General features: G+C 73.1%; 25 protein-coding genes and 1 pseudogene. 18 read left to right on the top strand and 8 right to left on the bottom strand.

Annotated features, from left to right (window positions below; genetic code table 11):
- Window positions 1–44: 44 nt before the first annotated feature.
- The 7 genes from AB0I76_RS01545 to AB0I76_RS01515 all read left to right on the top strand — a co-directional run bounded on the left by AB0I76_RS01545 (window position 45) and on the right by AB0I76_RS01515 (window position 4815).
- Window positions 45–755: an SOS response-associated peptidase gene (locus AB0I76_RS01545; protein ID WP_357028273.1), complete on the top strand. Its 711-nt coding sequence runs from the start codon at window positions 45–47 to the stop codon at window positions 753–755.
- A 192-nt stretch (window positions 756–947) separates the two neighbouring features.
- Entirely contained in the window at window positions 948–1343 is a 396-nt protein-coding gene (locus AB0I76_RS01540; RefSeq protein WP_357028270.1) for a WhiB family transcriptional regulator, read from the top strand.
- Window positions 1344–1600: 257 nt separating this feature from the next.
- Window positions 1601–2215 (top strand): alpha/beta family hydrolase, encoded by a 615-nt coding sequence (locus AB0I76_RS01535; RefSeq protein ID WP_357028267.1) that lies wholly within the window; start codon window positions 1601–1603, stop codon window positions 2213–2215.
- A gap of 246 nt (window positions 2216–2461) precedes the next feature.
- Window positions 2462–3304 carry a sigma-70 family RNA polymerase sigma factor gene (locus AB0I76_RS01530; protein ID WP_357028264.1) on the top strand — a complete coding sequence of 281 codons (843 nt, stop codon included), beginning with the start codon at window positions 2462–2464 and terminating at the stop codon, window positions 3302–3304.
- Between the two features lies 1 nt (window position 3305).
- Window positions 3306–3593: a mycothiol system anti-sigma-R factor gene (rsrA, locus tag AB0I76_RS01525; RefSeq protein ID WP_357028261.1), complete on the top strand. Its 288-nt coding sequence runs from the start codon at window positions 3306–3308 to the stop codon at window positions 3591–3593.
- A gap of 470 nt (window positions 3594–4063) precedes the next feature.
- Complete coding sequence (locus AB0I76_RS01520) at window positions 4064–4279, top strand: biotin/lipoyl-binding carrier protein (protein ID WP_088973021.1); 216 nt, start codon at window positions 4064–4066, stop codon at window positions 4277–4279.
- Window positions 4280–4299: 20 nt separating this feature from the next.
- Window positions 4300–4815 (top strand): GNAT family N-acetyltransferase, encoded by a 516-nt coding sequence (locus tag AB0I76_RS01515; protein ID WP_357028257.1) that lies wholly within the window; start codon window positions 4300–4302, stop codon window positions 4813–4815.
- A gap of 19 nt (window positions 4816–4834) precedes the next feature.
- On the opposite strand, the gene AB0I76_RS01510 is transcribed toward AB0I76_RS01515, so the two are convergent.
- Complete coding sequence (locus AB0I76_RS01510; protein ID WP_357028254.1) at window positions 4835–5428, bottom strand: helix-turn-helix domain-containing protein; 594 nt, start codon at window positions 5426–5428, stop codon at window positions 4835–4837.
- Window positions 5429–5539: 111 nt separating this feature from the next.
- Between AB0I76_RS01510 and AB0I76_RS01505 the strand changes: the two genes are divergently transcribed.
- Window positions 5540–7129 carry an MDR family MFS transporter gene (locus tag AB0I76_RS01505; protein WP_357028251.1) on the top strand — a complete coding sequence of 530 codons (1590 nt, stop codon included), beginning with the start codon at window positions 5540–5542 and terminating at the stop codon, window positions 7127–7129.
- Window positions 7130–7195: 66 nt separating this feature from the next.
- Here the strand turns inward: AB0I76_RS01505 and AB0I76_RS01500 are convergent, their stop codons facing one another.
- Window positions 7196–9037, bottom strand: coding sequence for a tetratricopeptide repeat protein (locus tag AB0I76_RS01500; RefSeq protein WP_357028248.1), 1842 nt, complete (start codon window positions 9035–9037; stop codon window positions 7196–7198).
- A gap of 189 nt (window positions 9038–9226) precedes the next feature.
- On the opposite strand from AB0I76_RS01500, the gene AB0I76_RS01495 reads away from it, so the two are divergent.
- On the top strand, window positions 9227–10258 hold the full coding sequence (locus tag AB0I76_RS01495) for an SIS domain-containing protein (RefSeq protein WP_357028334.1): 1032 nt from the start codon (window positions 9227–9229) through the stop codon (window positions 10256–10258).
- A gap of 48 nt (window positions 10259–10306) precedes the next feature.
- Window positions 10307–11917 carry a histidine kinase N-terminal domain-containing protein gene (locus AB0I76_RS01490; protein WP_357028245.1) on the top strand — a complete coding sequence of 537 codons (1611 nt, stop codon included), beginning with the start codon at window positions 10307–10309 and terminating at the stop codon, window positions 11915–11917.
- Between the two features lie 6 nt (window positions 11918–11923).
- Here the strand turns inward: AB0I76_RS01490 and AB0I76_RS01485 are convergent, their stop codons facing one another.
- The gene (locus AB0I76_RS01485) at window positions 11924–13351 is read right to left on the bottom strand and encodes a glycosyltransferase family 39 protein (RefSeq protein ID WP_357028331.1); all 1428 of its coding nucleotides are present in this window, start codon (window positions 13349–13351) and stop codon (window positions 11924–11926) included.
- Between the two features lie 340 nt (window positions 13352–13691).
- On the opposite strand from AB0I76_RS01485, the gene AB0I76_RS01480 reads away from it, so the two are divergent.
- From AB0I76_RS01480 to AB0I76_RS01465, 4 genes are read left to right on the top strand one after another with little or no spacing between them, the layout of a single operon-like run.
- The gene (locus AB0I76_RS01480; protein WP_357028242.1) at window positions 13692–15404 is read left to right on the top strand and encodes a nitrite/sulfite reductase; all 1713 of its coding nucleotides are present in this window, start codon (window positions 13692–13694) and stop codon (window positions 15402–15404) included.
- Window positions 15401–15559, top strand: a complete 159-nt coding sequence (locus tag AB0I76_RS01475; RefSeq protein WP_357028239.1) for a hypothetical protein — start codon at window positions 15401–15403, stop codon at window positions 15557–15559. The genes AB0I76_RS01480 and AB0I76_RS01475 overlap by 4 nt, the downstream gene beginning before the upstream one ends.
- A complete protein-coding gene (locus AB0I76_RS01470) occupies window positions 15556–16320 on the top strand; it encodes a phosphoadenylyl-sulfate reductase (protein WP_357028236.1) in 765 nt (254 codons plus the stop codon). The genes AB0I76_RS01475 and AB0I76_RS01470 overlap by 4 nt, the downstream gene beginning before the upstream one ends.
- Window positions 16302–17054 (top strand): CbiX/SirB N-terminal domain-containing protein, encoded by a 753-nt coding sequence (locus AB0I76_RS01465; RefSeq protein WP_357028232.1) that lies wholly within the window; start codon window positions 16302–16304, stop codon window positions 17052–17054. Before AB0I76_RS01470 ends, AB0I76_RS01465 begins: the two co-directional genes overlap by 19 nt.
- Before the next feature lie 82 nt (window positions 17055–17136).
- On the opposite strand, the gene AB0I76_RS01460 is transcribed toward AB0I76_RS01465, so the two are convergent.
- Both AB0I76_RS01460 and AB0I76_RS01455 read right to left on the bottom strand, forming a co-directional pair.
- Window positions 17137–17394, bottom strand: coding sequence for a WhiB family transcriptional regulator (locus AB0I76_RS01460; RefSeq protein WP_120731728.1), 258 nt, complete (start codon window positions 17392–17394; stop codon window positions 17137–17139).
- A gap of 444 nt (window positions 17395–17838) precedes the next feature.
- Window positions 17839–18789 (bottom strand): diacylglycerol kinase family protein, encoded by a 951-nt coding sequence (locus AB0I76_RS01455; protein ID WP_357028227.1) that lies wholly within the window; start codon window positions 18787–18789, stop codon window positions 17839–17841.
- A 43-nt stretch (window positions 18790–18832) separates the two neighbouring features.
- On the opposite strand from AB0I76_RS01455, the gene AB0I76_RS01450 reads away from it, so the two are divergent.
- Window positions 18833–19222: a hypothetical protein gene (locus AB0I76_RS01450; RefSeq protein ID WP_357028224.1), complete on the top strand. Its 390-nt coding sequence runs from the start codon at window positions 18833–18835 to the stop codon at window positions 19220–19222.
- 45 nt (window positions 19223–19267) lie between these two features.
- On the opposite strand, the gene AB0I76_RS01445 is transcribed toward AB0I76_RS01450, so the two are convergent.
- The 3 genes from AB0I76_RS01445 to sodN all read right to left on the bottom strand — a co-directional run bounded on the left by AB0I76_RS01445 (window position 19268) and on the right by sodN (window position 20630).
- Entirely contained in the window at window positions 19268–19675 is a 408-nt protein-coding gene (locus AB0I76_RS01445) for an ATP-binding protein (RefSeq protein ID WP_357028221.1), read from the bottom strand.
- Window positions 19672–20160, bottom strand: a complete 489-nt coding sequence (locus tag AB0I76_RS01440) for a GNAT family N-acetyltransferase (protein WP_357028328.1) — start codon at window positions 20158–20160, stop codon at window positions 19672–19674. Before AB0I76_RS01440 ends, AB0I76_RS01445 begins: the two co-directional genes overlap by 4 nt.
- Window positions 20161–20225: 65 nt before the next feature.
- Window positions 20226–20630, bottom strand: coding sequence for a superoxide dismutase, Ni (gene sodN, locus AB0I76_RS01435; RefSeq protein WP_222955761.1), 405 nt, complete (start codon window positions 20628–20630; stop codon window positions 20226–20228).
- 84 nt (window positions 20631–20714) lie between these two features.
- Here sodN and AB0I76_RS01430 point away from each other — a divergent pair, with 84 nt between their 5' ends.
- The 3 genes and pseudogenes from AB0I76_RS01430 to AB0I76_RS01420 all read left to right on the top strand — a co-directional run.
- A complete protein-coding gene (locus AB0I76_RS01430; protein ID WP_357028217.1) occupies window positions 20715–21065 on the top strand; it encodes a S24 family peptidase in 351 nt (116 codons plus the stop codon).
- A 141-nt stretch (window positions 21066–21206) separates the two neighbouring features.
- The gene (locus tag AB0I76_RS01425) at window positions 21207–22382 is read left to right on the top strand and encodes an NADP-dependent malic enzyme (protein ID WP_357028214.1); all 1176 of its coding nucleotides are present in this window, start codon (window positions 21207–21209) and stop codon (window positions 22380–22382) included.
- 76 nt (window positions 22383–22458) lie between these two features.
- Window positions 22459–22967, top strand: a pseudogene (locus tag AB0I76_RS01420) (Zn-dependent oxidoreductase); the annotation flags it as partial.

Raw genomic sequence — 22967 nt, 5'->3', positions numbered from 1 at the left:
TGAGCGGGACAGCCGGGCCGCGTCCGGCGCGTTAGCGTGTGCACATGTGCGGGAGGTACGCGACGACCCGGAGCGCCGGTGACCTGACCGCGCTCTTCGAGTCGTCCGACGACACGGAGGGCCGGCTCACCGCCGACCACAACGTGGCGCCCACCGATCCGGTGCCGCTGGTCCGCGTCTCCGCCGAGGGGCACCGCACGCTCTCGCTCGGCCGCTGGGGTCTGCTGCCGCCCTGGTCCCGGTCCGCCGCCGGCGCCGCCCGCATGATCAACGCCCGCGCCGAGACGGTCGCCACCAGTCGCGCGTACGCGCCCTCGTTCGCCCGCCGCCGCTGCCTGGTGCCGGCCGACGGCTGGTACGAGTGGGTCCGCCCGGCGGCCGGTGGCAAGCAGGCCTACTACATGACCCCGCTCGACGGCTCGGTGCTCGCCTTCGCCGGCATCTGGTCGGTCTGGGACGGCCCGACCGGCCCGCTGACCACCGTCAGCGTGCTGACCACCGCCGCACTCGGCGAGTTGGCCGAGGTGCACGAGCGGATGCCGCTGCTACTGCCCCGGGATCGCTGGTCCTCCTGGCTGGCGCCGACCGACCGGCCGGAGGCTCTGCTCGACCCGCCCCCGCCGGACTGGCTGGCCGGTCTGGAGATCCGGCCGGTGGGTCCCGCGGTGGGCGACGTCCGCAACGACGGCCCGCACCTGACCGCGCGCGTACCGGTGACCCGGCCGGCCGTGCCCGAGGAGATGACGCTCTTCTGACGGACGGGCATTGTCGAGTGTGATTTGCCAGAGTTGCGGGCGAAACGTCGCCCGCGCTCTCCGTCGTATTCCTCGCAGAGTCTTGTCCCCGCCTCGGTAAGTGCGATAGAACACAGCGCCGGCAGTGGGCGCGATTCGCACGGGGCGAACGACGTCCACCGATCTTGCCGGTCCCACGGGGGAGGTGGGTGGATGACACGGGCACGTATGCCCCGTCCGCACGAGGTGGCCGCCGCACGACGAGATCCGCGACTGCTGCGGGCCCTGCGTGAGCGTCAACACGACGACGGATGGCGGACCAGAGGAACCTGTCAGAGTGTCGACCCGGAAACGTTCTTTCCGGCGCCGAACGAACCGGCCGACGCGGCCGTCGCGCTCTGCCACAGTTGCGATGTGCAGGGCTCCTGCCTCGCCTGGGCACTGGAGGTCGGCGACTGCCACGGTGTGTGGGGTGGCACCACACCCCGGGAACGGCGGGCGATGCTCGTCGCCTGGCGCAGCGAGGTGCAACCCGATCCGGACGCCGTCGACGAGGCGGGTCCACCGGTTCGTGACCGCCTGCTCACGTTGATGCCGGTGAGCCGGTGACGCGATCCGACCTGGTCGGACCGGGCGGACGTGCACCCCGGTCAACTCGACATCATTGACATCGGGGCATCCGGGCTGGATTTCACCCCGACTTCAATGACATCGAGTTGATCTTCACCAGTGGTCGGGTTCGGGGTCCATCAGGGCGGCCCGAGTTGCGCTGATGGACCCCGCCGCCGAGGTGTCGGGGTGCGGTGGCGGCGCGGCAACAGCCGGGGTGGGCCGGGAGGTGTGGGTCCAGGTCGCACAATGGGCCGGTGTCCGTGACCGACGAGATCCTCACTCCGCGCGGCCCGGCCCGCGTCGACACCGACGTGCCGGCCGGGGCGCCCGTCGCCCTGCTGGTGCTCGGGCACGGCGCGGGCGGTGGGGTGGACGCCCCGGACCTGCTCGCGCTGCGGGACGCGGCCGTCGCGGCCGGCCTCGTCGTGGTCCGGGTCACCCAGCCGTACCGGGTCGCGGGCCGGCGCGCTCCGGCTCCGGCGGGTCACCTCGACGAGGCGTGGAGCGTGGTGCTCGGCGTGCTGCGGGACCGGCACACCGGCCTGCCGCTGGTGGTGGGCGGTCGGTCCAGCGGTGCCCGGGTGGCCTGCCGGACCGCGACGACGGTCGGTGCCGCCGGCGTGGTGGCGCTCGCGTTCCCGCTGCATCCGCCGGGGCGCCCGGAGCGGTCGCGCGCGGCGGAGCTGGGGACCGGCCTGCCGACGCTGGTGGTCAACGGTGACCGCGACCCGTTCGGTGTGCCGGAGAGCGGGCCGGACGTGCGGGTGGTGACCCGGCCCGGGGAGCGGCACGACCTCCGCGGGGACCCGTCCGGCACGGCCGCGGTGGTGCGGGACTGGCTGCGCGACCGGGGCTGGACCCCGGCCTGACGAGGCGGCGGGCCGTGTCCGGGGGCGGCGCAGGGTCGTTGCATCGGATGGTGCCGCCCGCCCGCTTCGGGCGGCGGCGCCGGTCCTCCCAGGCCCTTCCTGGTCCCAGCGTCGGTCTCCGCCGAGGTCGCAGCGGGACCAGGAAGAGGGCCGGGCGTCAGGGCCGGGACCAGGGCCGGCGGAATGTCCGGCACTCCTCTTCGCGTTACAGCCCCCGGACGACATTTCTGGCGAGGGGGGTGACCGGTGCCGACCGAGACTCAGGCCCGGGAACGGGACGAGCGGGGCGCGCGGCAGCTACGGCAGCTGCTGGATGGTCCGGACTGGCCCGCGGCGGTGTCGCCGGCCGGGGTGGCCGTCGAGACCGGCGCACCCGTGGTGAGCACGGGCACACCCGGCGGAAGTGGATCTGCGGGCGGTCCGGTACGCGTATCCTCGGCGGGAAAGCATCCGACGCGAGGGGATGTGCGGTTGACCACCGAGAAGACGGACGAGCGCAGGGCCCGCTTCGAGCGGGACGCGATGCCCTTCGTCGATCAGCTCTACGCCGCCGGCCTGCGCATGACGCGCAACCCGGCGGATGCCGAGGATCTGGTCCAGGAGACGTACCTGAAGGCGTACTCGGCCTTCCACCAGTTCGAGCAGGGCACGAACCTGAAGGCCTGGCTGTACCGGATCCTGACCAACACCTACATCAACTCCTACCGGAAGCGGCAGCGGCAGCCGATCCAGGCGCCGACCGAGGAGATCACCGACTGGCAGCTCGCCGCGGCGGAGTCGCACACCTCCAGCGGTCTGCGCTCGGCCGAGACGGAGGCGCTGGACCGGCTGCCGGACAGCGACGTGAAGGAAGCCCTCCAGCAGTTGCCGGAGGAGTTCCGCCTGGCCGTGTACCTCACCGACGTCGAGGGCTTCTCCTACAAGGAGGTCGCCGACATCATGGGTACGCCGATCGGCACGGTGATGTCGCGACTGCACCGGGGCCGTCGTAATCTGCGCAAGCTGCTTGAGGGCTACGCCGCCGAGCGCGGCTTCTCCGGCGCGTCGTCGCCGAAGGGCTCGACCGCCGCTGCCGGCCGGGAGGTGTGACGTGAGCTGTGGGAACCCGCACGAGACCGACTGCCGTGAGGTGCTCGCGGAGGTCTACCTCTACCTGGACCTGGAGTGCGCCGAGGAGCGGCGCCTGCTGATCCGGCACCACCTCGACGAGTGCGGGCCGTGCCTTCGCGAGTACGGCATCGAGCAGGAGGTCAAGGCCTTGGTCGCCCGCTGCTGCGGCAACGAGACGGCACCGGACCAGCTGCGCGAGCGGCTGCGGATCCGGCTGACCGAGCTGGTGGTCTTCGAGAGCAGCGACTCCCGCGAACTGGCCGACTGAGCGTCGGCGTACCGGACACACGGGTGGCCCGGGTCGATTCCGACCCGGGCCACCGTCGTGTCCGTCGCTCGGCCGGCCGCGGCCGGCACCGCGGCTCAGGAGTTGGGGCGCTTGCCGTGGTTGGCGGAGCTCTTCTTCCGGGCCTTCTTCTTGCGGGCCTTCTTCGCCATGGTGACCTCCTCGTGATGGTCGGATCCGCTGCGCAAGAACCCTGCACCGGGGACGCGCCGGTCCTCCCGGCGCCCGGGTCCGACCCGCTGATGGTAGTGCGGCCGGCACCCGCCGCCGTGCGCCGGGGCGGTCCGGGCGTACGCCGCGCCGCACGACACGCCGACCGGACGCGACCGCATGGCCTGGCTGCCGGTCGGTCGGTGACCCGTGATCCACCTCCGGTGGGCGCTCCGCACCCGCGCGGGCCGGCCGCATGATTGGATACGTCGGCAGGTAGTCGCGAGAGGGAGGGCCGGGACATGGCCGAGGAGATCCGCGCCGAGATGGTGGCGAACGTCTGGAAGGTCGTCGCGTCGGCCGGGGACACCGTGTCCGAGGGGGACACCCTGGTGATCCTGGAGTCGATGAAGATGGAGATCCCGGTCGTCGCCGAGTCCGACGGTGTCGTCAAGCAGCTCGCGGTCAACGAGGGCGACGTCGTGCAGGACGGTGACCTGATCGCGGTGATCGATTGACCGGCCCCGCGATCCGGCCCGTGGGGCCCGCCGACGTCGTGGTCCGGCCCGCCGGCCCGGCCGACTTTCCGGCGGTGGCCCGCCTGACGGTCGCCGCGTACGAGGCGGACGGGCAGCTCAAGGGCGAGAACGGGTACGCGGTCGTGCTCGCCGACGTCACGACCCGCGCGGAGCACGGCGAGGTGCTGGTCGCCGTCGACGGGTCCACCGGTCAGGTCCTCGGCTCGGTGACCTTCGTGCTTCCCGGCACCCGGTACGCCGAGCTGTCCGGTCCCGGTGAGGCGGAGTTCCGGATGCTCGCCGTCGACCCGGCCGCGCAGGGGCGTGGCGTCGGGGCCGCGCTGGTCGACGCGTGCGTCGCGCGCGCCACCGGCCTGGGCTGCACGGCGGTGGTGATCTGCGTCCGCAGCGGGTACGCGGTGGCCGCCCAGCGGCTGTACGAGCGGCGCGGCTTCGTCCGGCTGCCGGAGAAGGACTGGTCCCCGCTGCCCGGCGTCGACCTGCTCGGGCTGCGGCTGGACCTCGCCCGGGCCTGAGGGTCGCCCCGGGGCCGGTTCAGTCCGGCGGCGCGGTTTCGCCGGTCGCCGTCGCGCCGATGGCGGCGAGAAGCTCGTCGGCCACCTCCAGCGCGATGCGCCGGCGTTCCGGGTCGGTGATGCCGGGCGTACGCACCGCGAACCAGCTGCTGTGCACGGCGAAGATCGCCAGGGCGGCGCGCAGCTGGGCGGCGGGTGATTCGTCGCCCCGGGACAGCACGTCGGCGAGCTGGAGCATCCGGTCGCGCATCACCCGGCCGGCGGCGAGGCTCTTCAGCGCGGTCTGGTTCTGCTCGAAGAAGCGCATCACCGACGGCTGCTCGCTGTCGAACATGCTGTCCGCGTACCGGCCGATGACCTCGCGCCGGGTGTCCAGGGTGGCCGGCTGCGACCGGGCCCAGGTGATGAGCGCGTCCATGCGGTCCAGCCGGTCCTCGACGAAGCTGGTGACGATCTCGTCCTTGCTCTTGAAGTGGTAGTAGAGCGCAGCCTTCGTCACGTTCAGCCGCTCCGCGATCTCCCGCAACGAGGTCGCCTCGTACCCCTGCTCGGTGAAGAGCTCCAGCGCGACGGCCTTGATGCGGTCGCGCGTGCCGCCTGTGCTCTCCCTCACGTGCCCCACCCAATTCGCTTGACCGGTCTCCGGTGCCAACTTACCGTGCGGCTAGTAAGGTGACTAGCCGGGCGGCAAGTAAGTGCGGCACTTCTCGCGGGGAGCTTACCGATGACACAGCCAACGCAGACCGAGGCGAGACCGAACGTCCGGCTCGTTCTCTTCGGCCTGATGATCGCCATGATGCTGGCGATGCTCGACAACATGATCGTCAGCACGGCGCTGCCGCGGATCGTCGGTGAGTTCGGCGGGCTGGACCACTTCACCTGGGTGGTCACCGCGTACGTGCTCGGCACGACCGTCTCGACCCCGATTTGGGGCAAGCTCGGCGATCTCTACGGCCGCAAGTCGGTCTTCCTGACCTCCGTGGTCGTCTTCCTCGTCGGCTCGGCGCTCTGCGGCATGGCCGGCTCCGACCTGCTCGGCGGCCCGAACGACGGCATGGTCGAGCTGATCGCCTTCCGCGCCGTCCAGGGCCTCGGGGCCGGCGGCCTGATGGTCGGCGTGATGGCGATCATCGGCGACCTGGTGCCTCCGCGGGAGCGGGGTCGCTACCAGGGCATGATCGCCGGCATCATGGCGATCGCGATGGTGGCCGGCCCGCTGGTCGGCGGCTTCATCACCGACAACCTGTCCTGGCGCTGGGCCTTCTACGTCAACCTGCCGCTCGGCGGCGTGGCCCTGGTGCTGCTGATCGCCACCCTCAACCTGCCCCGGCACCGCACCGAGCACCGGATCGACTGGCTGGGCGCCGCGCTGCTCTCGGTGGGCATCACCGCGATCGTGCTGATCACCACCTGGGGCGGTAACACCTACGACTGGACCTCGCCGCAGATCGGCGGCCTCGCCGTGCTGGCCGTGGCCGCGTTGGTGGCCTTCGTCCTCGTCGAGCGGCGGGCCGCCGAGCCGATCCTGCCGCTGGGGCTGTTCGCCAACCGCAACTTCGCGCTGATCTCGCTGATCGGCTTCCTGCTCGGCTTCGCGATGTTCGGGGCGATGAACTTCCTCCCGCTCTACCAGCAGACCGTGCAGGGCGCGTCCGCCACCAACTCCGGCCTGCTGCTGCTGCCCCTGATGTTCGGCATGCTCGTCGTCTCGCTCGTGGTGGGCCGTGCGATCACCAAGACCGGGCGCTACCGGGCCTACCCGATCATCGGTGGCGTGGTCATGGCCCTCGGCATGGCCCTGCTGACCCGGCTGGACGTCAACACCGGCAAGGTCGAGTCCTCGCTCTACATGGTCGTGCTCGGCGTCGGCATGGGCTTCCTCATGCAGACCACCATGCTCATCGCGCAGAACAGCGTGGAGCAGCGGGACCTGGGCGCGGCCAGTGGCGCCGCCACCTTCTTCCGGTCGATCGGCGGCTCGTTCGGCATCTCGCTGTTCGGGGCGATCTTCGCCAACCGGCTGGCCGAGTCGCCGGCGGGCGCCTCGTTCGGCGGTGGCGGTGGCGAGGCGGGCGCGGCGATGGACCTGGAGCGGCTGCGGGAGCTGCCGGGACAGGCTCGGGAGCTCATCCTCGGCGGCCTGGCCGACTCGATCTCGCACGTCTTCTTCTGGGCCGTGGTCTTCACCGTCGCCGTGCCGGTGCTCGCCTGGTTCATCCGGGAGATCCCGCTGCGCACCACCAACGACACCCCGCCCCAGGCGGCCGGCGAGGAGCAGGCCGAGATCGCGCTCGCCAAGGCGCCCACGCCCTGATCCCGTCCCGCCGCGCCGCGCCGTCCCCGTCCGGGGTCGGTGCGGCGCTGCCGTTCGAGCCCCGGGTCAGGGGCGGCGGACGAGGGCGGTCAGGAAGCGCCGGACCCGGTGCAGGAGGGCGCGGAGGCCGTGCGGGGCGGCAGCCGGCGGTCGGATGCCGGCCAGCCCGGTGGCCAGGGCGCGTGTCTCAGGGGCCAGGGCGGGGGTGGCCAGCGCCAGGTGGGCAATCGAGACCGCGATCGGTACCGGGCGGAGCCGCGCCACCCGGGCCACGTCGTCGAGACGGTCCGCCACCACGCCGGCCACGTCGGCGCGTACGGCGGGGTGCACCCAGGCGGCGGTGACCAGAGCGAACAGGGCCGCCTCGGTCACCCAGTCCTCCACGCCCCACACCAGGTCGAGCAGCACGCGGCGGCGGGTCGAGTCGTCCCACGGTTCGTCGGTGCGGTGGTGCAGCAGGCCCAGGCACGCCCAGACCTGCACGCTGCGTACCCACAGCGCCGGGTCCTGCCCGCCGAGCACCCGGCCCAGCGCGGTCGACGGCGCCTCCGGCGGGTGGACCAGGAGACCGAGCAGGTCCGACAGGTCCAGTGTGGCCAGGCCGACCGCCCCGTCGTACGCGGCCGGGGGATGCGGCCAGGCGGGGTGGGCGAGTTGCCGTACCCGCTCGCACGCCTCGGGTGAGGGTGCCGGTACCGCCGGTTCGGCGGTCGTCCCCGTGTAGCGCCAGAGCCGTCGGGCGGTCGGCCGGCGGGGTTCGCGCGGGTCCGGGTCGACCCCGTCGGCCATCTCGACGCGCAGGCCGGGCGCGGTGGACACGAGGGTACGCAGGGCGCTCGGCGGCGCCGGCACGTCCAGCCGTACGGCGCCGCCCAGGCCGCGGTGGTCGTCGGCGACGACGCGGCGCAGCGCGTCGGCCACCGGCCCGTCGGCCGGGGTGACCTGCCCCAGCCACGGCCGGCCCCGGCAGCACTCGGCGAGGTCGCCGTGCTCGTGGCTGTCGTCCGGGTGGTCCCGGACGAAGTCGGCGAGGGCGACCAGGTGGGCGACGTCCCCGTCGCGCTGGTGCCGCAGCCGGTGCGCGGTGTGCACCGCGCAGTCGAAGGAGGGGTCCCGGGCCAGGGCCCGGTCGATCCAGCCCAACGCCTCGTCGAGCCGGCCGTCGTCGGCGAGGGTGCCGGCGATGTCGGCGTACACGGCCAGGTCGTCCGGGTCGTGCTCGACGGCGCGTCCCAGCGCGGCCAGGGCGTCGCGGGTGCGGCCGGCGCTGCGGTACGCGTACCCGAGCCAGACCTCGCCGATCTTGGACGGCGCGACGCGTACGCCCCGGGTGGCCCAGCGGACCGCGAGCGGGACCTCGCCGAGCCGCCGGGCCAGCGCGGACGCCGCGCCCAGCAGCAGGCCGTGCTCGGGGTGGACGGTGACCGCGTTACGGGCCAGCGTCAGGTACGCCCTCAGCGCCGCCCGGCCGGCCCGGGGCACCGGATCGGGTGCGGCGGCGCAGACCTGCATGAGGACCCGGGCGGTCCGGTCCGGGTCGAGGCGTTCGGCGAGGTCGGGCGTGGTCACCCAGGGCACGCCGGCCCAGTCCGTGCCAGGGGCGTGGTTGGTCGCCGCGACGAGCAGGTCCAGCCCCTCGGCGGGCCGGCCGGCGGCGGCGAGCAGGTGGGCCCGGGCGACCACCGTGCCGACGAAGGCGTGGTGGTGCAGCGGGAAGAGGTCGACCGTGCCGTCCCCACCGGCGGCGACGAGTCGGGCCAGGGTCTCGTGCACCTCGGGCAGTGTCGGGGCCTGCGCCAGCGCGGCGGCGACGTGGCCGGCGGCGTGCTCCAGGTCACCGGCGTCGAGAGCCCGTCGGGCCAGGGCCAGCTCTTCCGCCGCGGGCAGCGCCCGGTCGTCCTCGGCCACGTCGTCCTCTCGCTCGTCAACTGCTCGGTGAGGTCGGGCCAGCCTAGGTGATGTTGGACCGCAGTAGTGATCAGGTGCGCATTCTTGATCGTTCGATTGCTCTGCCCAGATCAAAGATGCAAGACTGAGCACGAAACGCGCGGCTAACGCGCATCGGGAGGAGTTTCTGTGACGCGTCCAGGGGCCGGCATGGCGGCCGACATCGACGAGCAGCCCGCCGGTTACGAGCGGCTGCTCTCCGCCGGACACGCCGGCGAGATCGCCCGGGTGGCCGCCGTGATCGCCGAGCGTCGACCCCGGCACGTGGTCTTCACCGCCCGGGGAACCTCCGACCACGCGGCGCTCTACGGGGCGTACCTGACCGAGATCCGCCTCGGCCTGCCCGCCGGGCTCGCCTCGCCGAGCGTGGTCACGCTCTACGGGGCCCGTCCCGACCTCTCCGACGCGCTGGTCGTCGGCGTCAGCCAGAGCGGTGGCTCGCCCGACCTCGCCGAGGTGCTCCGCAGCGCCCGCGCCTCCGGCGCGCTCACCCTGGCCGTCACCAACGCCCCCGACTCGCCGCTGGCCGACGTGGCGGAGTTGAGCGTCGACATCGCCGCCGGCCACGAGCGGGCGGTCGCCGCCACCAAGACGTACACCGCCGAACTGCTCGCCCTGCTGATGCTCGTCGAGGGTGTCCGGGCCGGCGACGGTGAGCTGCCGGATTCCGAGCGCCGCGCGCTCGCCACCCTGCCCGAGCTGGCCGCCCGCACCCTGGACGACCCCACCCCGGCCCAGCTCGCCCCGCGCTACCGGTTCGCCGCACAGTTGGTCACCACCGGCCGGGGGTACGCGTACCCGACCGCGCGCGAGGCCGCGCTCAAGCTGATGGAGACCTCGTACCTGCCGGCGCTGGCCTTCTCCGGCGCCGACCTGCTGCACGGCCCGCTCGCGATGACCGACCCCGACGTGCCGGTCCTCGCCGTGGTGGGCTCCGGCCCGGGCGGCCGGTCGATGGGCGAGGTGCTGCCCCGCCTCGGCGAGCGGCGCGCGGACGTCGTCGTGGTCGGCTCCGCCGACGTGGAGGGCGCCACCCGGATGGTTGTGCCCGATGTCGACGAGCGGTACGCCCCCCTGCTGGACATCCTTCCCCTGCAGCGGTTGGCGATGGCGCTGGCGCTGGCCCGGGGCGAGGACCCGGACGCGCCGCGGGGCCTGAAGAAGGTCACCGCGACGATGTGACGCCCGCCGGACGCGACGGACACCGCGCGGCGTGGCACGCTGGTCTGCGTGTCCACGCTGCGCGACCTCGCCGAGGAGCACACCCAGCTCCGTCCGGCCGACATCGACCACCTGCACCGCATCGCCGGCGACTGGCAGTTGCTCTCCGACCTCTCCTTCGCCGACCTGCTGCTCTGGGTGCCGGTGGACGCCGACGGGACCTTCCTCTGCGTCGCCCAGGTGCGACCGACGACCGCGCCCACCGCGTACCAGGACGACCAGGTGGGCCGGATCGTCGGCGGGCCCGAGGTGGCGCACCTGGAGGTGGCCCACGGGCAGGGCCGCATCTGGCGCGAGGGCGACCCGGTCTGGTACGGGGACGTGCCCGCCCGGCACGAGGCCATCCCGGTCCGGCTGCGGACCGCCGCCGGTGAGGCCGGCGAGGTGATCGCGGTGGTGGGGCGGGACACCAACCTCTCCACCGCGCGTACCCCGAGCCAGCTGGAGCTGAACTACCTGACCACCGCCGACGACCTGGCCCAGATGATCGCCGACGGCACCTTCCCGCCGCCCCGGCATCCGGGGGAGACCACGTCGGCCCCCCGGGTGGGCGACGGGCTGGTCCGGCTCGACGCCGGCGGCAAGGTCACCTACGCGAGCCCGAACGCGCAGTCTGCGTACCGACGTCTGGGCCACGCCTCCCACCTGGTGGGCGAGGATCTCGCGGTGCTGCACCGCCGGCTGGCCGCCGACCCGCTGGAGGGCACCGACGCCGCCAACGGCATCCTCGCCGCGCTGCGCGGCGAGGCGCCGCCGCGGCGCGAGATCGACGCGCGCGGGGCGACCATGCTCACCCGGGCGCTGCCGCTGATGCCCGCCGGGGTGCCGATCGGCGCGCTGGTCCTGGTCCGCGACATCACCGAGGTACGCCGACGCGACCGCGCCCTGATCACCAAGGACGCCACCATCCGGGAGATCCACCACCGGGTGAAGAACAACCTCCAGACGGTCGCCGCGCTGCTGCGTCTCCAGGCGCGCCGGGTCTCCATGCCGGAGGCACGGGTCGCCCTGGAGGAGTCCGTCCGCCGGGTGGCCTCCATCGCCCTGGTCCACGAGACGCTCTCCATGTCCAGCGACGAGGCGGTCGAGTTCGACGGGATCGTGGACCGGGTGGCCAGTGCGGCGACCGAGGTCTCGGCGACCGAGTCGACGGTGGGCATGCGCCGCAAGGGCAGCTTCGGTGTCCTGCCCGCCGAGGTCGCCACCTCCCTGGTGATGGTCCTGAACGAGCTACTGCTCAACGCCGTCGAGCACGGATTCCCGCCGGCACCCGAGGTGTCTCCGACGGCCGCCGGGCCGTCCGGCGCGCCCGGTCCGGAGGGGTCGATGGTGCCGGTGGTGCCCGTGCCGGAAGCCGGCGCTCCGATGCCGGAGGTGGTGGTGTCGGCGCACCGCTTCCGCAAGATGCTGCACGTCTCCGTGGCGGACAACGGGCAGGGACTGCCACCGGACTTCGACGCCGAGCGGGGCGGCAACCTCGGCCTGCAGATCGTCCGCGCCCTGGTCACCGGTGAGTTGCGCGGCACCATCGAGCTGCGGGCCGGCGCCCACGGCGGCACCGAGGCCGTGCTGGTCGTCCCGCTGACCCGTACCTCCGCCGACGGCCGTTCCGGTCCCTGAGGCGGGTCATCGCCGCCTGAGCAGGGCGACCGTGAGGCCGGGGCGCTGCCGGACCATCTCCACCCGGAACCCCGTCCGCAGCGCGTCCCCCTTCGCGCCGGGCACGGCGGCCAGCGGATCCGGGCGGCGACCGGCCACGACCAGCCAGACCCGGTCCACCCCGGCGAGGCACGTGGCCGGGCGGTCGCACTCCGCGGCCCACAGGTCACCCCGCCTCGCCTGGTCCTCGGTCACCAGCACGTCGCGGGGGAGACGGTCGTCCAGGTGGTACGCGAGACCCAGATCGAGGAAGAGCCAGCTGTCCCGGGGCGAGTAGACGACGGCGTCGCCGGGCTGCCGTTGCTCCCCGACGATCCGCGCCGCGCCCCGGTAGTCGACGGTCGCGCCGCGCGGCCACTCGTGCGTCCGCCGCAGCGCGAACTGGTCGGGCAGGCCGAGGAGGCCGGCCAGGACCACCACCGGCAGCGCGGCCGGCAGGGCCACGGCGGCCAGCGCCGCACCGGCCAGGACGCAGGCGAACGGCACCACGAAGACCAGGTACCGGGGAACCCACAGCGGCACGATCGAGCCGGCGGCGAACAGCACCGCCATGGGCAGCAGCACCGCACAGCCGGGCAGCAGCGCGGGCCGGCCCAGCCGCGCCGCGCCGAGCGCGGCCAGCCCGACCAGGAGCCCACCCACCACTGGGCTCTGCGCGACCCCGCCGGCCAGCGCGGCCAGGTCGTCGGGACGGGCGGCGTCGACCCAGTCGAGCTGTCGCCCGCGTTGGGTCCGGGCGAGCAGGACCAACGGGGTGACGACCAGGGCCGCAGGCAGCACCGCGAGAACCCACCGACCCAGCCGCCGCGCCCGCTCCGCCGCCCCGCCCGGCCCCTGCGCGAGCACCCCCACCGCATGGGCGGCGAGCAGGGTGAGCGCCACCAGGTGGACCAGGCCGAGGGCCGCGACGAGAAGGGCGTACGCGGTCCAGCGTCCTAGCCCCGGCCGGCGCGGCGCCGCGACCAGCAGCAGGGTCGCCGCCACCGCGAACAGGGTGACCAGGGCGTACGGGCGGGCCTCCTGGCCGTACCGCGAGGTGCCGGGGAGCACCGCGAACAGCAGGCCGGCGAGCAGTCCGGCCCGGGAGCCGGCGAGGCGTGCGCCGAGGACCGCGGTCAGTCCGGCCGCCACGGTCATCGCGAGCGCGGACGGCAGCCGCAGCGTGGTCACCGAGTCGCCGGCCAGCGCCACCCAGCCGTGCATGAGCAGGTAGTAGGGGCCGCTCGCGGCGTCGATGGTCCCGGCGAGCCGGACCAGGTCGTCGACCGACCGGGTGGCGGCGCTCCAGGTGGCCAACTCGTCGCGCCAGAGCTGCGCCCGGCCGATGCCGGTGAGGGTGACCGTCAGGGTCAGCAGGGCCGGCGCGACCCACACGGGCCACGCCGGCATCCGCATCCTGGACAAATCGCCCACATGCCGAGCGTCCCACACGGGTTGCCGCCCCAGCGCCCGTGATGTGGGATCCCGCACGCGCTCATTGGCTGGCCCTGTGAGCGTGTGGCAGCATGGCGTGCATGACCGCCGCTGTCGTCCGCCGCTTCGTGGCCCGTCGCCACGTCGACTACGGCCGCGTGCGCAGCGCGATCTGTCCGGCCCACTGACGACGCCCGATCACTCTGTCTCGGGCGCGCTCCGCGCCGGCTGTTCCGACACCGTTGTCTCCCGCCCGCTGTGACGGGCCGGCCGCCGCGCTCCGCGTAACCCGAGGCACCCGCAGACAACGGAGGACGCCGCGATGGCGGTCAGCAGCAGCACGGCCCGGCCCGAGGACCCGACGGCGCGTCCCGTCCGGGCCCCCCGCCGCCCGCGCGGCGAGGGTCAGTGGGCGCTCGGTCACCGTGAGCCGCTCAACCCCAACGAGCGGATCAAGAAGGACGACGATCCGCTCAACGTCCGCGCCCGGATCGAGAACATCTACGCCCACCGGGGCTTCGCGTCCATCGACCCGCAGGACCTGCGCGGCCGGTTCCGCTGGTGGGGGCTCTACACCCAGCGCAAGGCCGGCATCGACGGCGGGCGCACCGCGGTGCTGGAGCCGCACGAGCTCGAGGACGAGTTCTTCATGCTCCGGGTGCGTATCGACGGCGGTCAGCTCAATCTGGCGCAGCTCCGCGTGGTCGCCGACATCTCGCGGGAGTTCGCCCGGGACACCGCCGACATCACCGACCGGCAGAACATCCAGTACCACTGGATCCGGGTCGAGGACATGCCGGAGATCTGGCGCCGGCTGGAGTCGGTCGGTCTCCAGACCACCGAGGCGTGCGGTGACTGCCCCCGCATCGTGCTGGGCAGCCCGGTCGCCGGGGTGGCCGAGGACGAGCTGCTCGACCCGACGCCGGCCATCGACGAGATCGTCAGCCGGTACGTCGGCGACAAGGCGTACTCGAACCTGCCGCGGAAGTTCAAGACCACGATCTCCTGGCTGCCGGACACCCCGCACGAGGCGAACGACATCGCCTTCCTCGGCGTGGAGCACCCGGAGCACGGCCCCGGCTTCGACGTGTGGGTCGGCGGCGGCCTCTCCACCAACCCGATGCTGGCCAAGCGGCTCGGCACCTGGGTGCCCCTGCACGAGGTGCCGGACGTCTGGGCCGGCGTGGTGGGGATCTTCCGCGACTACGGCTACCGGCGCCTGCGCAACCGGGCCCGGCTGAAGTTCCTGGTGGCCGACTGGGGCGTGGAGAAGTTCCGCGAGGTGCTGGAGAAGGAGTACCTGGGCCGCACCCTGCTGGACGGTCCGGCCCCGCAGCTGCCGGAGAAGCCGATCGACCACATCGGTGTGCACCGGCAGCGCGACGGCCGCAACTACGTCGGCGCCGCCCCGGTGGTGGGGCGGGTGTCCGGCGGGCAGCTCACCGAGCTGGCCGACATCGTCGAGGCGCACGGCAGCGGCCGGGTGCGGCTCACGCCGTACCAGAAGCTGCTGGTCCTGGACGTGGCCCCGGAGCGGACGGACTCCCTGGTGGCGGCGCTGCGGGGGATCGGCCTGGAGGCCCGCCCGTCGGCGTGGCGGCGCGGGACGATGGCCTGCACCGGCATCGAGTACTGCAAGCTCGCCATCGTCGAGACGAAGGCACGTGGCGAGGAACTGGTGGCCCGGCTGGAGGAGCGGCTGCGCGAGTTCGACGCGGACATCTCCATCCACATCAACGGCTGCCCGAACGCCTGCGCCCGCACGCAGGTCGCCGACATCGGCCTCAAGGGGCAGCTGGTGGTCGGCCCGGACGGCCAGCAGGTCGAGGGCTTCCAGGTGCACCTCGGTGGCGGCCTCGGGATGGCGCAGGGGCAGACCGCCGGGTTCGGCCGCAAGCTGCGCGGCCTGAAGACCACCGCCGACGAGCTTCCCGAGTACGTCGAACGACTGGCCCGCCGTTACCTGGCCGGCCGGACCGAGGGCGAGACGTTCGCCAACTGGGTGATCAGGGTCGACGAGGAGGAACTCAGGTGAGTGAAACCCGTTCCGTGCCGCTGTACTGCCCGTACTGCGGCGAGGAGGACCTGCGGCCGAACGAGACCGGCCACGGCGCGTGGGAGTGCCACGCCTGTGCCCGGGTCTTCAGCGTGAAGTTCAGTGGTCTGCGGGGCCGGGGGGTTACCCGATGAGCGGCCTGCGGTCCGTCGCCGACCTGGGTCTGGTCGGGCTCGGTGGCCCGACGCCGGCCGACCCCGCCCGGCGGAGCCCGGAGGAGCTGCGCGCGCTGGCCGAGGCGGCCGGCCGCGACCTGGAGGGCGCCCCCGCCCTGGAGATCGCCCGCTGGGCGGTCGAGACCTTCGGCGACCGGTTCTGCGTCACCAGCTCGATGGCCGACGGGGTGCTGGCCCACCTGGTCTCCCGGGTCGCGCCGGGGGTGGACGTGGTGTTCCTCGACACCGGCCTGCACTTCCCGGAGACGCTGCGGGTCCGCGACGAGGTGGCCCGCACCCTGCCGGTCACCGTGCGCTCGATCCGGCCCCGGCTCACCGTGGGTCAGCAGGACGGCGAGTACGGGCCCCGGCTGTTCAACAGGTCCCCCGACGACTGCTGCCAGCTGCGCAAGGTCGAGCCGCTGGAGCGGGCCCTCGCCGGGTACGACGCCTGGGCCGCCGGCCTGCGCCGGGACGAGTCGCCGACCCGCGCGAACACGCCGGTGGTGACCTTCGACGCGCGGCGGGGCAGGGTCAAGGTCAACCCGATCGCGGCCTGGAAGCAGGCCGACGTGGACGCGTACGTCGCGCGCTGGAAGGTGCCGGTGAACGAGCTGTTCAAGCAGGGCTACGGCTCGATCGGCTGCTGGCCCTGCACGCGTCGCACCAAGGCGGGGGAAGACCCCCGGGCCGGCCGTTGGGCCATGTTCGAGAAGACCGAGTGCGGCCTGCACGTCTGACTCCGACCGCGGATCCCGTGGTGCTGGTCGCCCACGGGAGCCGGGACCCGCGGGCGGCCGAGGCGACCCGCGCGCTGGCTCGGGCCGTGTCGGTCGTCCGCCCCGGCGTGCCGGTTGTGGCCAGTTGGCTGGACCACACCGAGCCCGGGCCCACGGCCGTGCTGCGGGACCTGGCGAAGGCCGGGCACGCCCGGGCGGTGCTGGTGCCGCTGCTGCTCACCGCCGCGTACCACCGTCGGGTGGACATCCCGGCGGCGGTCGACGCCGCCCGCGAGTCGGGGGCGACCATCGCGGTACGGGTCACCGACGTGCTCGGACCCTCCGGCGGGACCGTCGACGAGGGGTTGCTGACCGGGCTGCGACGACGGCTCGGCGAGGCAGGGGCGGAGGGCTTCGACGGGCTCGTGCTGGCCGCCGCGGGCACCCGGGACGCCCGTGCCCGCGCCTCGGTGGGTCGGGTCGCGGCGGCCCTGAGCGACGTGCTGTGCGTGCCGACCCGGGTCTCGTACGCCTCTGCCGCCCCGCCGGCCGTGGACGCCGCGGTGGCCCACCTACGGTCGCGGGGAGCTCGCCGGGTGGCGGTGTCGGCGTACTTCCTGGCACCGGGCCTCTTCCACGACGCGGTGACGGCGCGGGCGCGGGCGGCCGGCGCGGTGGCGGTCTCCGCCCCGCTGACCGATGCTCCGGAACTGGCCGACCTGGTCCGCCGGAGGGTCGACGAGACGGCTGGCTGAGCGGGTCCTCCCTGTCCGGGCCCGGACAGCGAAAAGCCCCGATCGGGCGGACCCGACCGGGGCTTTCCGGCTCTGCGTTGGATCAGGCGGAGTGAGCGCGCAGCACTCGGATGCCACCGCGACGCTTGACGGCGCGGCGCTCCTCCTCGCTCATCCCGCCCCAGACACCGGCGTCCTGACCGGACTCCAGCGCCCACTGAAGGCACTGGTCGGTCACAGGGCAGCGCCGGCAGACGGCCTTCGCCTGCTCCACCTGCAGGAGGGCCGGACCGGACGTCCCGATCGGGAAGAACAGCTCCGGGTCCTCGTCGCGGCAGACGGCATCGTGGCGCCAGTCCATGGCGGCAACACTCCTCATTCTGGATGGGTGGCAGATATTGCAGTGGTGCTTTTCCTATATGCATCCGCACGCCGACGGTGACGGTTCGCGTCCGACTATTCGGCGGTGCGTGAGCAGGCTGTTGGAGCCGGGGACCTGCTGGAACAGCTCAACCTGTCGAGCATATCCAGGCAATGTCCCGGTAACTCAAGTTCGCTTGTGAATACTTTCACGAACAATCGCGATGTCAAGGGTGGCGCAGGGAAAAACTCCGGGCGGTGAGCAAGCCCACAACCCATTTGTCCAGATTTGCCGGGCGTTTGGTTACCCGGCGTACCACAGTCGAGGATCAATATAGTACAGTGCTCGTGACATTGCTGACATTTCCGGCACCTGTCCCCTCGGCGTGGCGGCTGCGTACGCGTTGCGGCTGCGAGCGCGTCAACCTGGGGCAGTACCCGAGACCTAGCAGATTACTCTCAGTGCGGCGGGAACGGATGTGAATCTGACTTTCTCCCGGTCGCCGAGATAGTCGCCGTCCAGCTGGAAGGCCTGCGGACGGTTGGAGAGCAGGGTGAACTCGGCCACGTCGTGCAGCCGGAGCACCTGGCGCCCGTGCGGATCCGGTTGCCGCGAGAAGAACTGGGTCACCGTACGTGTCGTGCTGGCGACGCGGAGCTGACGCAGGGCGAGGACGTCCAACCCCAGGTCGAACGACGCCTCCGGATTGGGATTGACCTCGCGGTCGCCGATGTACGTCCAGGGCGCCGTGTTCTGAATGATCACCGTGCCCAGCTCCTCCTCGGCCGCCTCACCGGGGCGCTCCAGCGTGACGGCCGGATGCCGGCGATCGGAGGCGAGGAAGTACTGCCGGACGAAGGACCGGAAGTAGAGCGAGGGCGTGGAGACCCGGCCCCGGCGGCGAGCCTGTTCCACCCGGTGGATCACCGCGGCGTCCAGGCCGAATCCGGCGCAGAAGGTGAAGTAGCGGTCGTCGGCCCGGCCCAGCCCGATGGTCCGGTGCCGGCCCAGCCGCATGCCCTCCAGGATCATGCTGGCGCCCTCCGGCCACTCCCGGGGCAGGCCGAGGGCGCGGGCGAAGACGTTGGTGGAACCACCGGGCACGGTGGCCAGCGCGGGAAGGCGTTCGGCCGGCGTGGCTCCCGGATGCATGGTCGGGGGCGCCGCGGTCATGAGGCCGTTGACCACCTCGTTGACCGTGCCGTCGCCACCCAGGGTGACGACCACGTCGACACCCTCCTCGGCCGCCTCACGCGCCAGCACGGTGGCGTGGCCCCGCCGCCGGGTGTAGCGCACGGAGAGGTCCACCTCGCTGCGCAACGCCCGGACCAGCACGTCCCGGCTGCGCTCGCTGGTGGTGGTGGCCTTGGGGTTGACGACCAGGACGGCCCGCATGGGCGGCACTGTACCGCGCGGGGGCACCGGTATCGTGACGCCCGTGACCCTCGACTCCGCCCCGATTCCCGTCACGCTCCGCTGGGCCGTACGGATCCTGCGGGCCGAGGCGGTCGCCGTCGGCCTCGTCGCGGCCTGGCTGGTCTGGGCCGATCTCACCGCCGAGACCACCGACCTGCCGTCGGCGCTGCTGGTCACGGCGTTCGCGGTCGGTGCGGCGGCGGCGCTCTGGGCGCTCGGTGGTGCGTTGGCCCACCGCCGGGCCGGCGCCCGGGCCCCGGCGATCGTGCTCCAGCTCATGCTGCTGCCGATCGGCTGGTTCATGATCCAGGGCGGGCTGGGCTGGCTGGGCGTGCCGCTGATCGTCCTCGGGCTCGGCGTGACCGCACTGCTGGTGAGCACACCCACCAACCGCGCCCTCGGCTTCGAGTGACCACACCCGCCGGCTGGGCGGGCGGTCACGGGCCCGGGGGACCGGTCAGTAGCCGGAGCCGCGCCGGGTCAGCAGGGAGATGGTCGCGCGACCACCGGCGGCCTGCGCCGACGCGGACGTGGTCAGCGCGGTCAGCACCTTCCAGGCGAAGGACGACTCGGCGGGCAGCTTCGCGCCGCGCACGGTCGGGACGGTGACCTCGACGGTGAGCGCGTCGTCGGTGACCGCGAACCGGCAGTCCAGCTCGGCGTCGCGGGTGGCGATGGCGAGCAGCATCGCGCACGCCTCGTCGACGGCGATCCGCAGGTCCTCGATCTCGTCGAGCGCGAACTGCAACCGCGCGGCGAGACCGGCGGTGGCGGTGCGGAGCACACCCAGGTAACCGCCGTCCGCGGGCACGGTGAGGTGCACGATGTCGTCGTCGGTCGTAGGCTGCCCGGTCAGTTGAGTCACGGCTCATCCCCCCGGTCGGGGACTCTACCCGCTCGGCCGGGCGGACGTGTGGGCACCGCCACGTTCGCGGCGAGGCCGGTGAGCGCGTCCCCGGTGAGGCGGTACGAGAGCCAGTCGTCCACCGTCCGGGCGCCGATCGCCGCGTAGAAGGCGGCGGCCGGGTTCCAGTCGAGCATCACCCACTCCAACCGGCGGTAACCGCGCTCCACGCAGATCGCGGCGAGGGTGGCCAGCAGCAGGCGGCCGGCGCCGGTCCCGCGGGCGGAGGGGCGGACGTAGAGATCCTCCAGGTGGATGCCGTGCACGCCCTCCCAGGTGGAGAAGCTGAGAAACCAGAGCGCGAAGCCGACCGGCCGGTCGTCGGCGTCGACGGCCACGTGCCCGTACACGGCGGGGGCCGGGCCGAACAGTGCGGTGTCGAGCTGGTCCGGGGTGAGGTGGCACTGCTCCGGCGCGCGCTCGAAGTCGGCCAGCTCGTGCACCATGGCGACGACGGCCGGCACGTCCTCGGGACGTGCCGGCCGGATCGTCGGTGCCGGAGAAGCGAAGGTCACGCCTTCTTGGTCTCCCAGAAGATCTTGGAGATCTCGTCGATCTTCTGCAGCAGCTCGTCGGCCTTGGCCGGGTCGGTCGCACCCTTGGCGCCGGCGGCGCCGGCGGCCTTGGTGGCCTCGTTGAAGAGTTGGTGCAGGTGCGGGTACTTCTCGAAGTGGGCCGGCTTGAAGTAGTCGGTCCAGAGCACCCACAGGTGGTGCTTCACCAGGTCGGCGCGCTGCTCCTTGATCAGAATGGCGCGGGTGCGGAACTCCGGGTCGGTGTTCGCCTGGTACTTCTCGCAGATCATTTTGACCGACTCGGCCTCGATCCGGGCCTGCGCCGGGTCGTAGACGCCGCACGGCAGGTCGCAGTGGGCACTCGCGGTCACGCGGGGCGTAAGGATGCGCGGAAGTCGCATCGGGATCCTCCATGGGAAGTTTGCGATGATCCAAGACGACATTACTCCTGGACCCGCTTCCCGAGGCGGCTGGAGGTGAAACCGATGACCGCGCGACGGCCGGGATCCGCCCCCGGGCTGCGGTGGCCGCTCACCGCCGTACTGGTGACGGGTCCGTCCATGTCCCCGACGCTGCGGCACGGCGACGCGGTGCTGGTGCGGCGCGGCGGTCGCGCCGTCCGGCCCGGGGACCTGGTGGTCGCCGTCTTCCGCAGCCGGCCCGAGCTGCTGGTGGTCAAGCGCGCGGTCCGCACCTCCGACGGCGGCTGGTGGCTGCGCGGCGACAACGGCCTGGTGACCGACGACTCCCGGGCGTACGGGGTGGCCGACGTGCGCGGGCGGGTGGTGGCCCGCTACTGGCCCAGGCCCCGCATCTTCGGGCGGCGCCAAGTATGACCCTACTCACATACCATGGCGGCGCTCGACACTACACTCGGCAGGTGTCCGGGTGACCCCCCGCACCATGTGCCGCCGCTCGTCGCCTCACCTCGCGTTCCGACCGGCCGCTCCGTCTGTTCGACAGATCCTGGAGTCACCATGTCACCGTCCACCGTGGACCCCGCTGATCCCGTCTTCCGGCTGCACCGGGGCGGCAAGATGGCCGTCGCCTCGACCGTCCCGCTGACCAGCCGGGAGGACCTCTCCCTCGCGTACACCCCGGGTGTGGCCCGGGTCTGTGAGGCGATCGCCGCCGACCCGAGCCTCGCCGACGACTACACCTGGGCCGGGCACACCGTCGCCGTCGTCACCGACGGCTCGGCCGTACTCGGGCTCGGCAACATCGGCGCCCGCGCCGCGCTGCCGGTGATGGAGGGCAAGGCCGTGCTGTTCAAGCAGTTCGGCGGCGTGGACGCGGTACCGGTCTGTCTGGACACCCAGGACGTGGACGAGATCGTGGCGGTGGTGAAGGCCCTCGCGCCGTCGTTCGGCGGCATCAACCTGGAGGACATCAGCGCCCCGCGCTGCTTCGAGGTGGAACGTCGTCTCGACGAGGCGCTGGACATCCCGGTCTTCCACGACGACCAGCACGGCACGGCGATCGTCGTGCTCGCCGCGCTGCGCAACGCGGCCACCCTGCTCAACCGGAAGCTCGGCGACCTGCGGGTCGCGGTGAGCGGCGCGGGCGCCGCCGGGGTCGCCGTGACGAAGATGCTCGTCGCCGGTGGAGTCAACCCCGACCAGGTCGTGGTCTGCGACTCCAAGGGGATCATCGGCCGGCACCGCGACGGCCTGACCGGCACCAAGGCCGAGCTGGCGGAGCTGACCAACGCCGACGGCCGGCAGGGCGACATCACCGAGGCGCTGCGCGGCGCGGACGTGCTGATCGGCGTCTCCGGTGGGCAGATCCCGGAGACGGCGGTGGCCGGCATGGCGTCCGGTGGGATCGTCTTCGCGCTGGCCAACCCGACCCCGGAGGTGCACCCCGAGGTGGCCGCGCGGCACGTCGCGGTGGTCGCCACCGGGCGCAGCGACTACCCCAACCAGATCAACAACGTGCTGGCCTTCCCGGGCGTGTTCCGGGGGGCGCTGGACGCCCGCGCGACCCGCATCACCGAGGGCATGAAGGTGGCCGCCGCCGACGCGATCGCCGGGGTGGTGGCCGAGTCGCTCACCGCCGAGGCGATCGTGCCGTCCCCGCTGGACCCGCGGGTCGCCCCGGCGGTGGCCGCGGCGGTCGCCGAGGCCGCCCGCCGCGACGGCGTCACCCGCTGACGAGCAAGCAAGGGCCCCTTCTTGTCGCCTGGTGCATAGGAAGGGGCCCTTCTTAACGGCCGCTCAGCTTGTTACCGTGCCGATCATGCGTGCTGCCTTCGCCTCCCGCTTCGACGACGCCGACCCGATCGCCGCGCTCACCGTCGGTGACCGGCCCGAGCCGGCGCACCCGGACGACGACTGGGTCACCGTGCAGGTCACCGCCAGCTCGCTCAACCACCACGACCTCTGGTCGCTGCGCGGGGTGGGGCTGCGCGAGGACCAGCTGCCCATGATCCTCGGGTGCGACGCCGCCGGTACCGACCCGGACGGCAACGAGGTGGTCGTCTACCCGGTGGTCGTCACTCCGGGCGACCCGCGCGGGGTCTCCATCCTCTCCGAGTACTTCCCCGGCACGCTGGCCGAGCGGGTGGCCGTACCCCGGTCGAACCTGGTTCCGCTGCCGGCGGGCCTGGCCGCGACGGACGCCGCCTGCCTTCCGACGGCCTGGCTCACCGCCTGGCGGATGCTGACCACCAAGGGCCGTGTCGACGACGCCGAGGCCGTGCTGGTCCAGGGCGCCGGGGGCGGCGTCGCCACCGCGGC

The organism is Micromonospora sp. NPDC049799 (assembly GCF_040656655.1).
GTDB lineage: Bacteria > Actinomycetota > Actinomycetes > Mycobacteriales > Micromonosporaceae > Micromonospora.
This window is presented reverse-complemented; position numbering and strand designations above follow the sequence as displayed.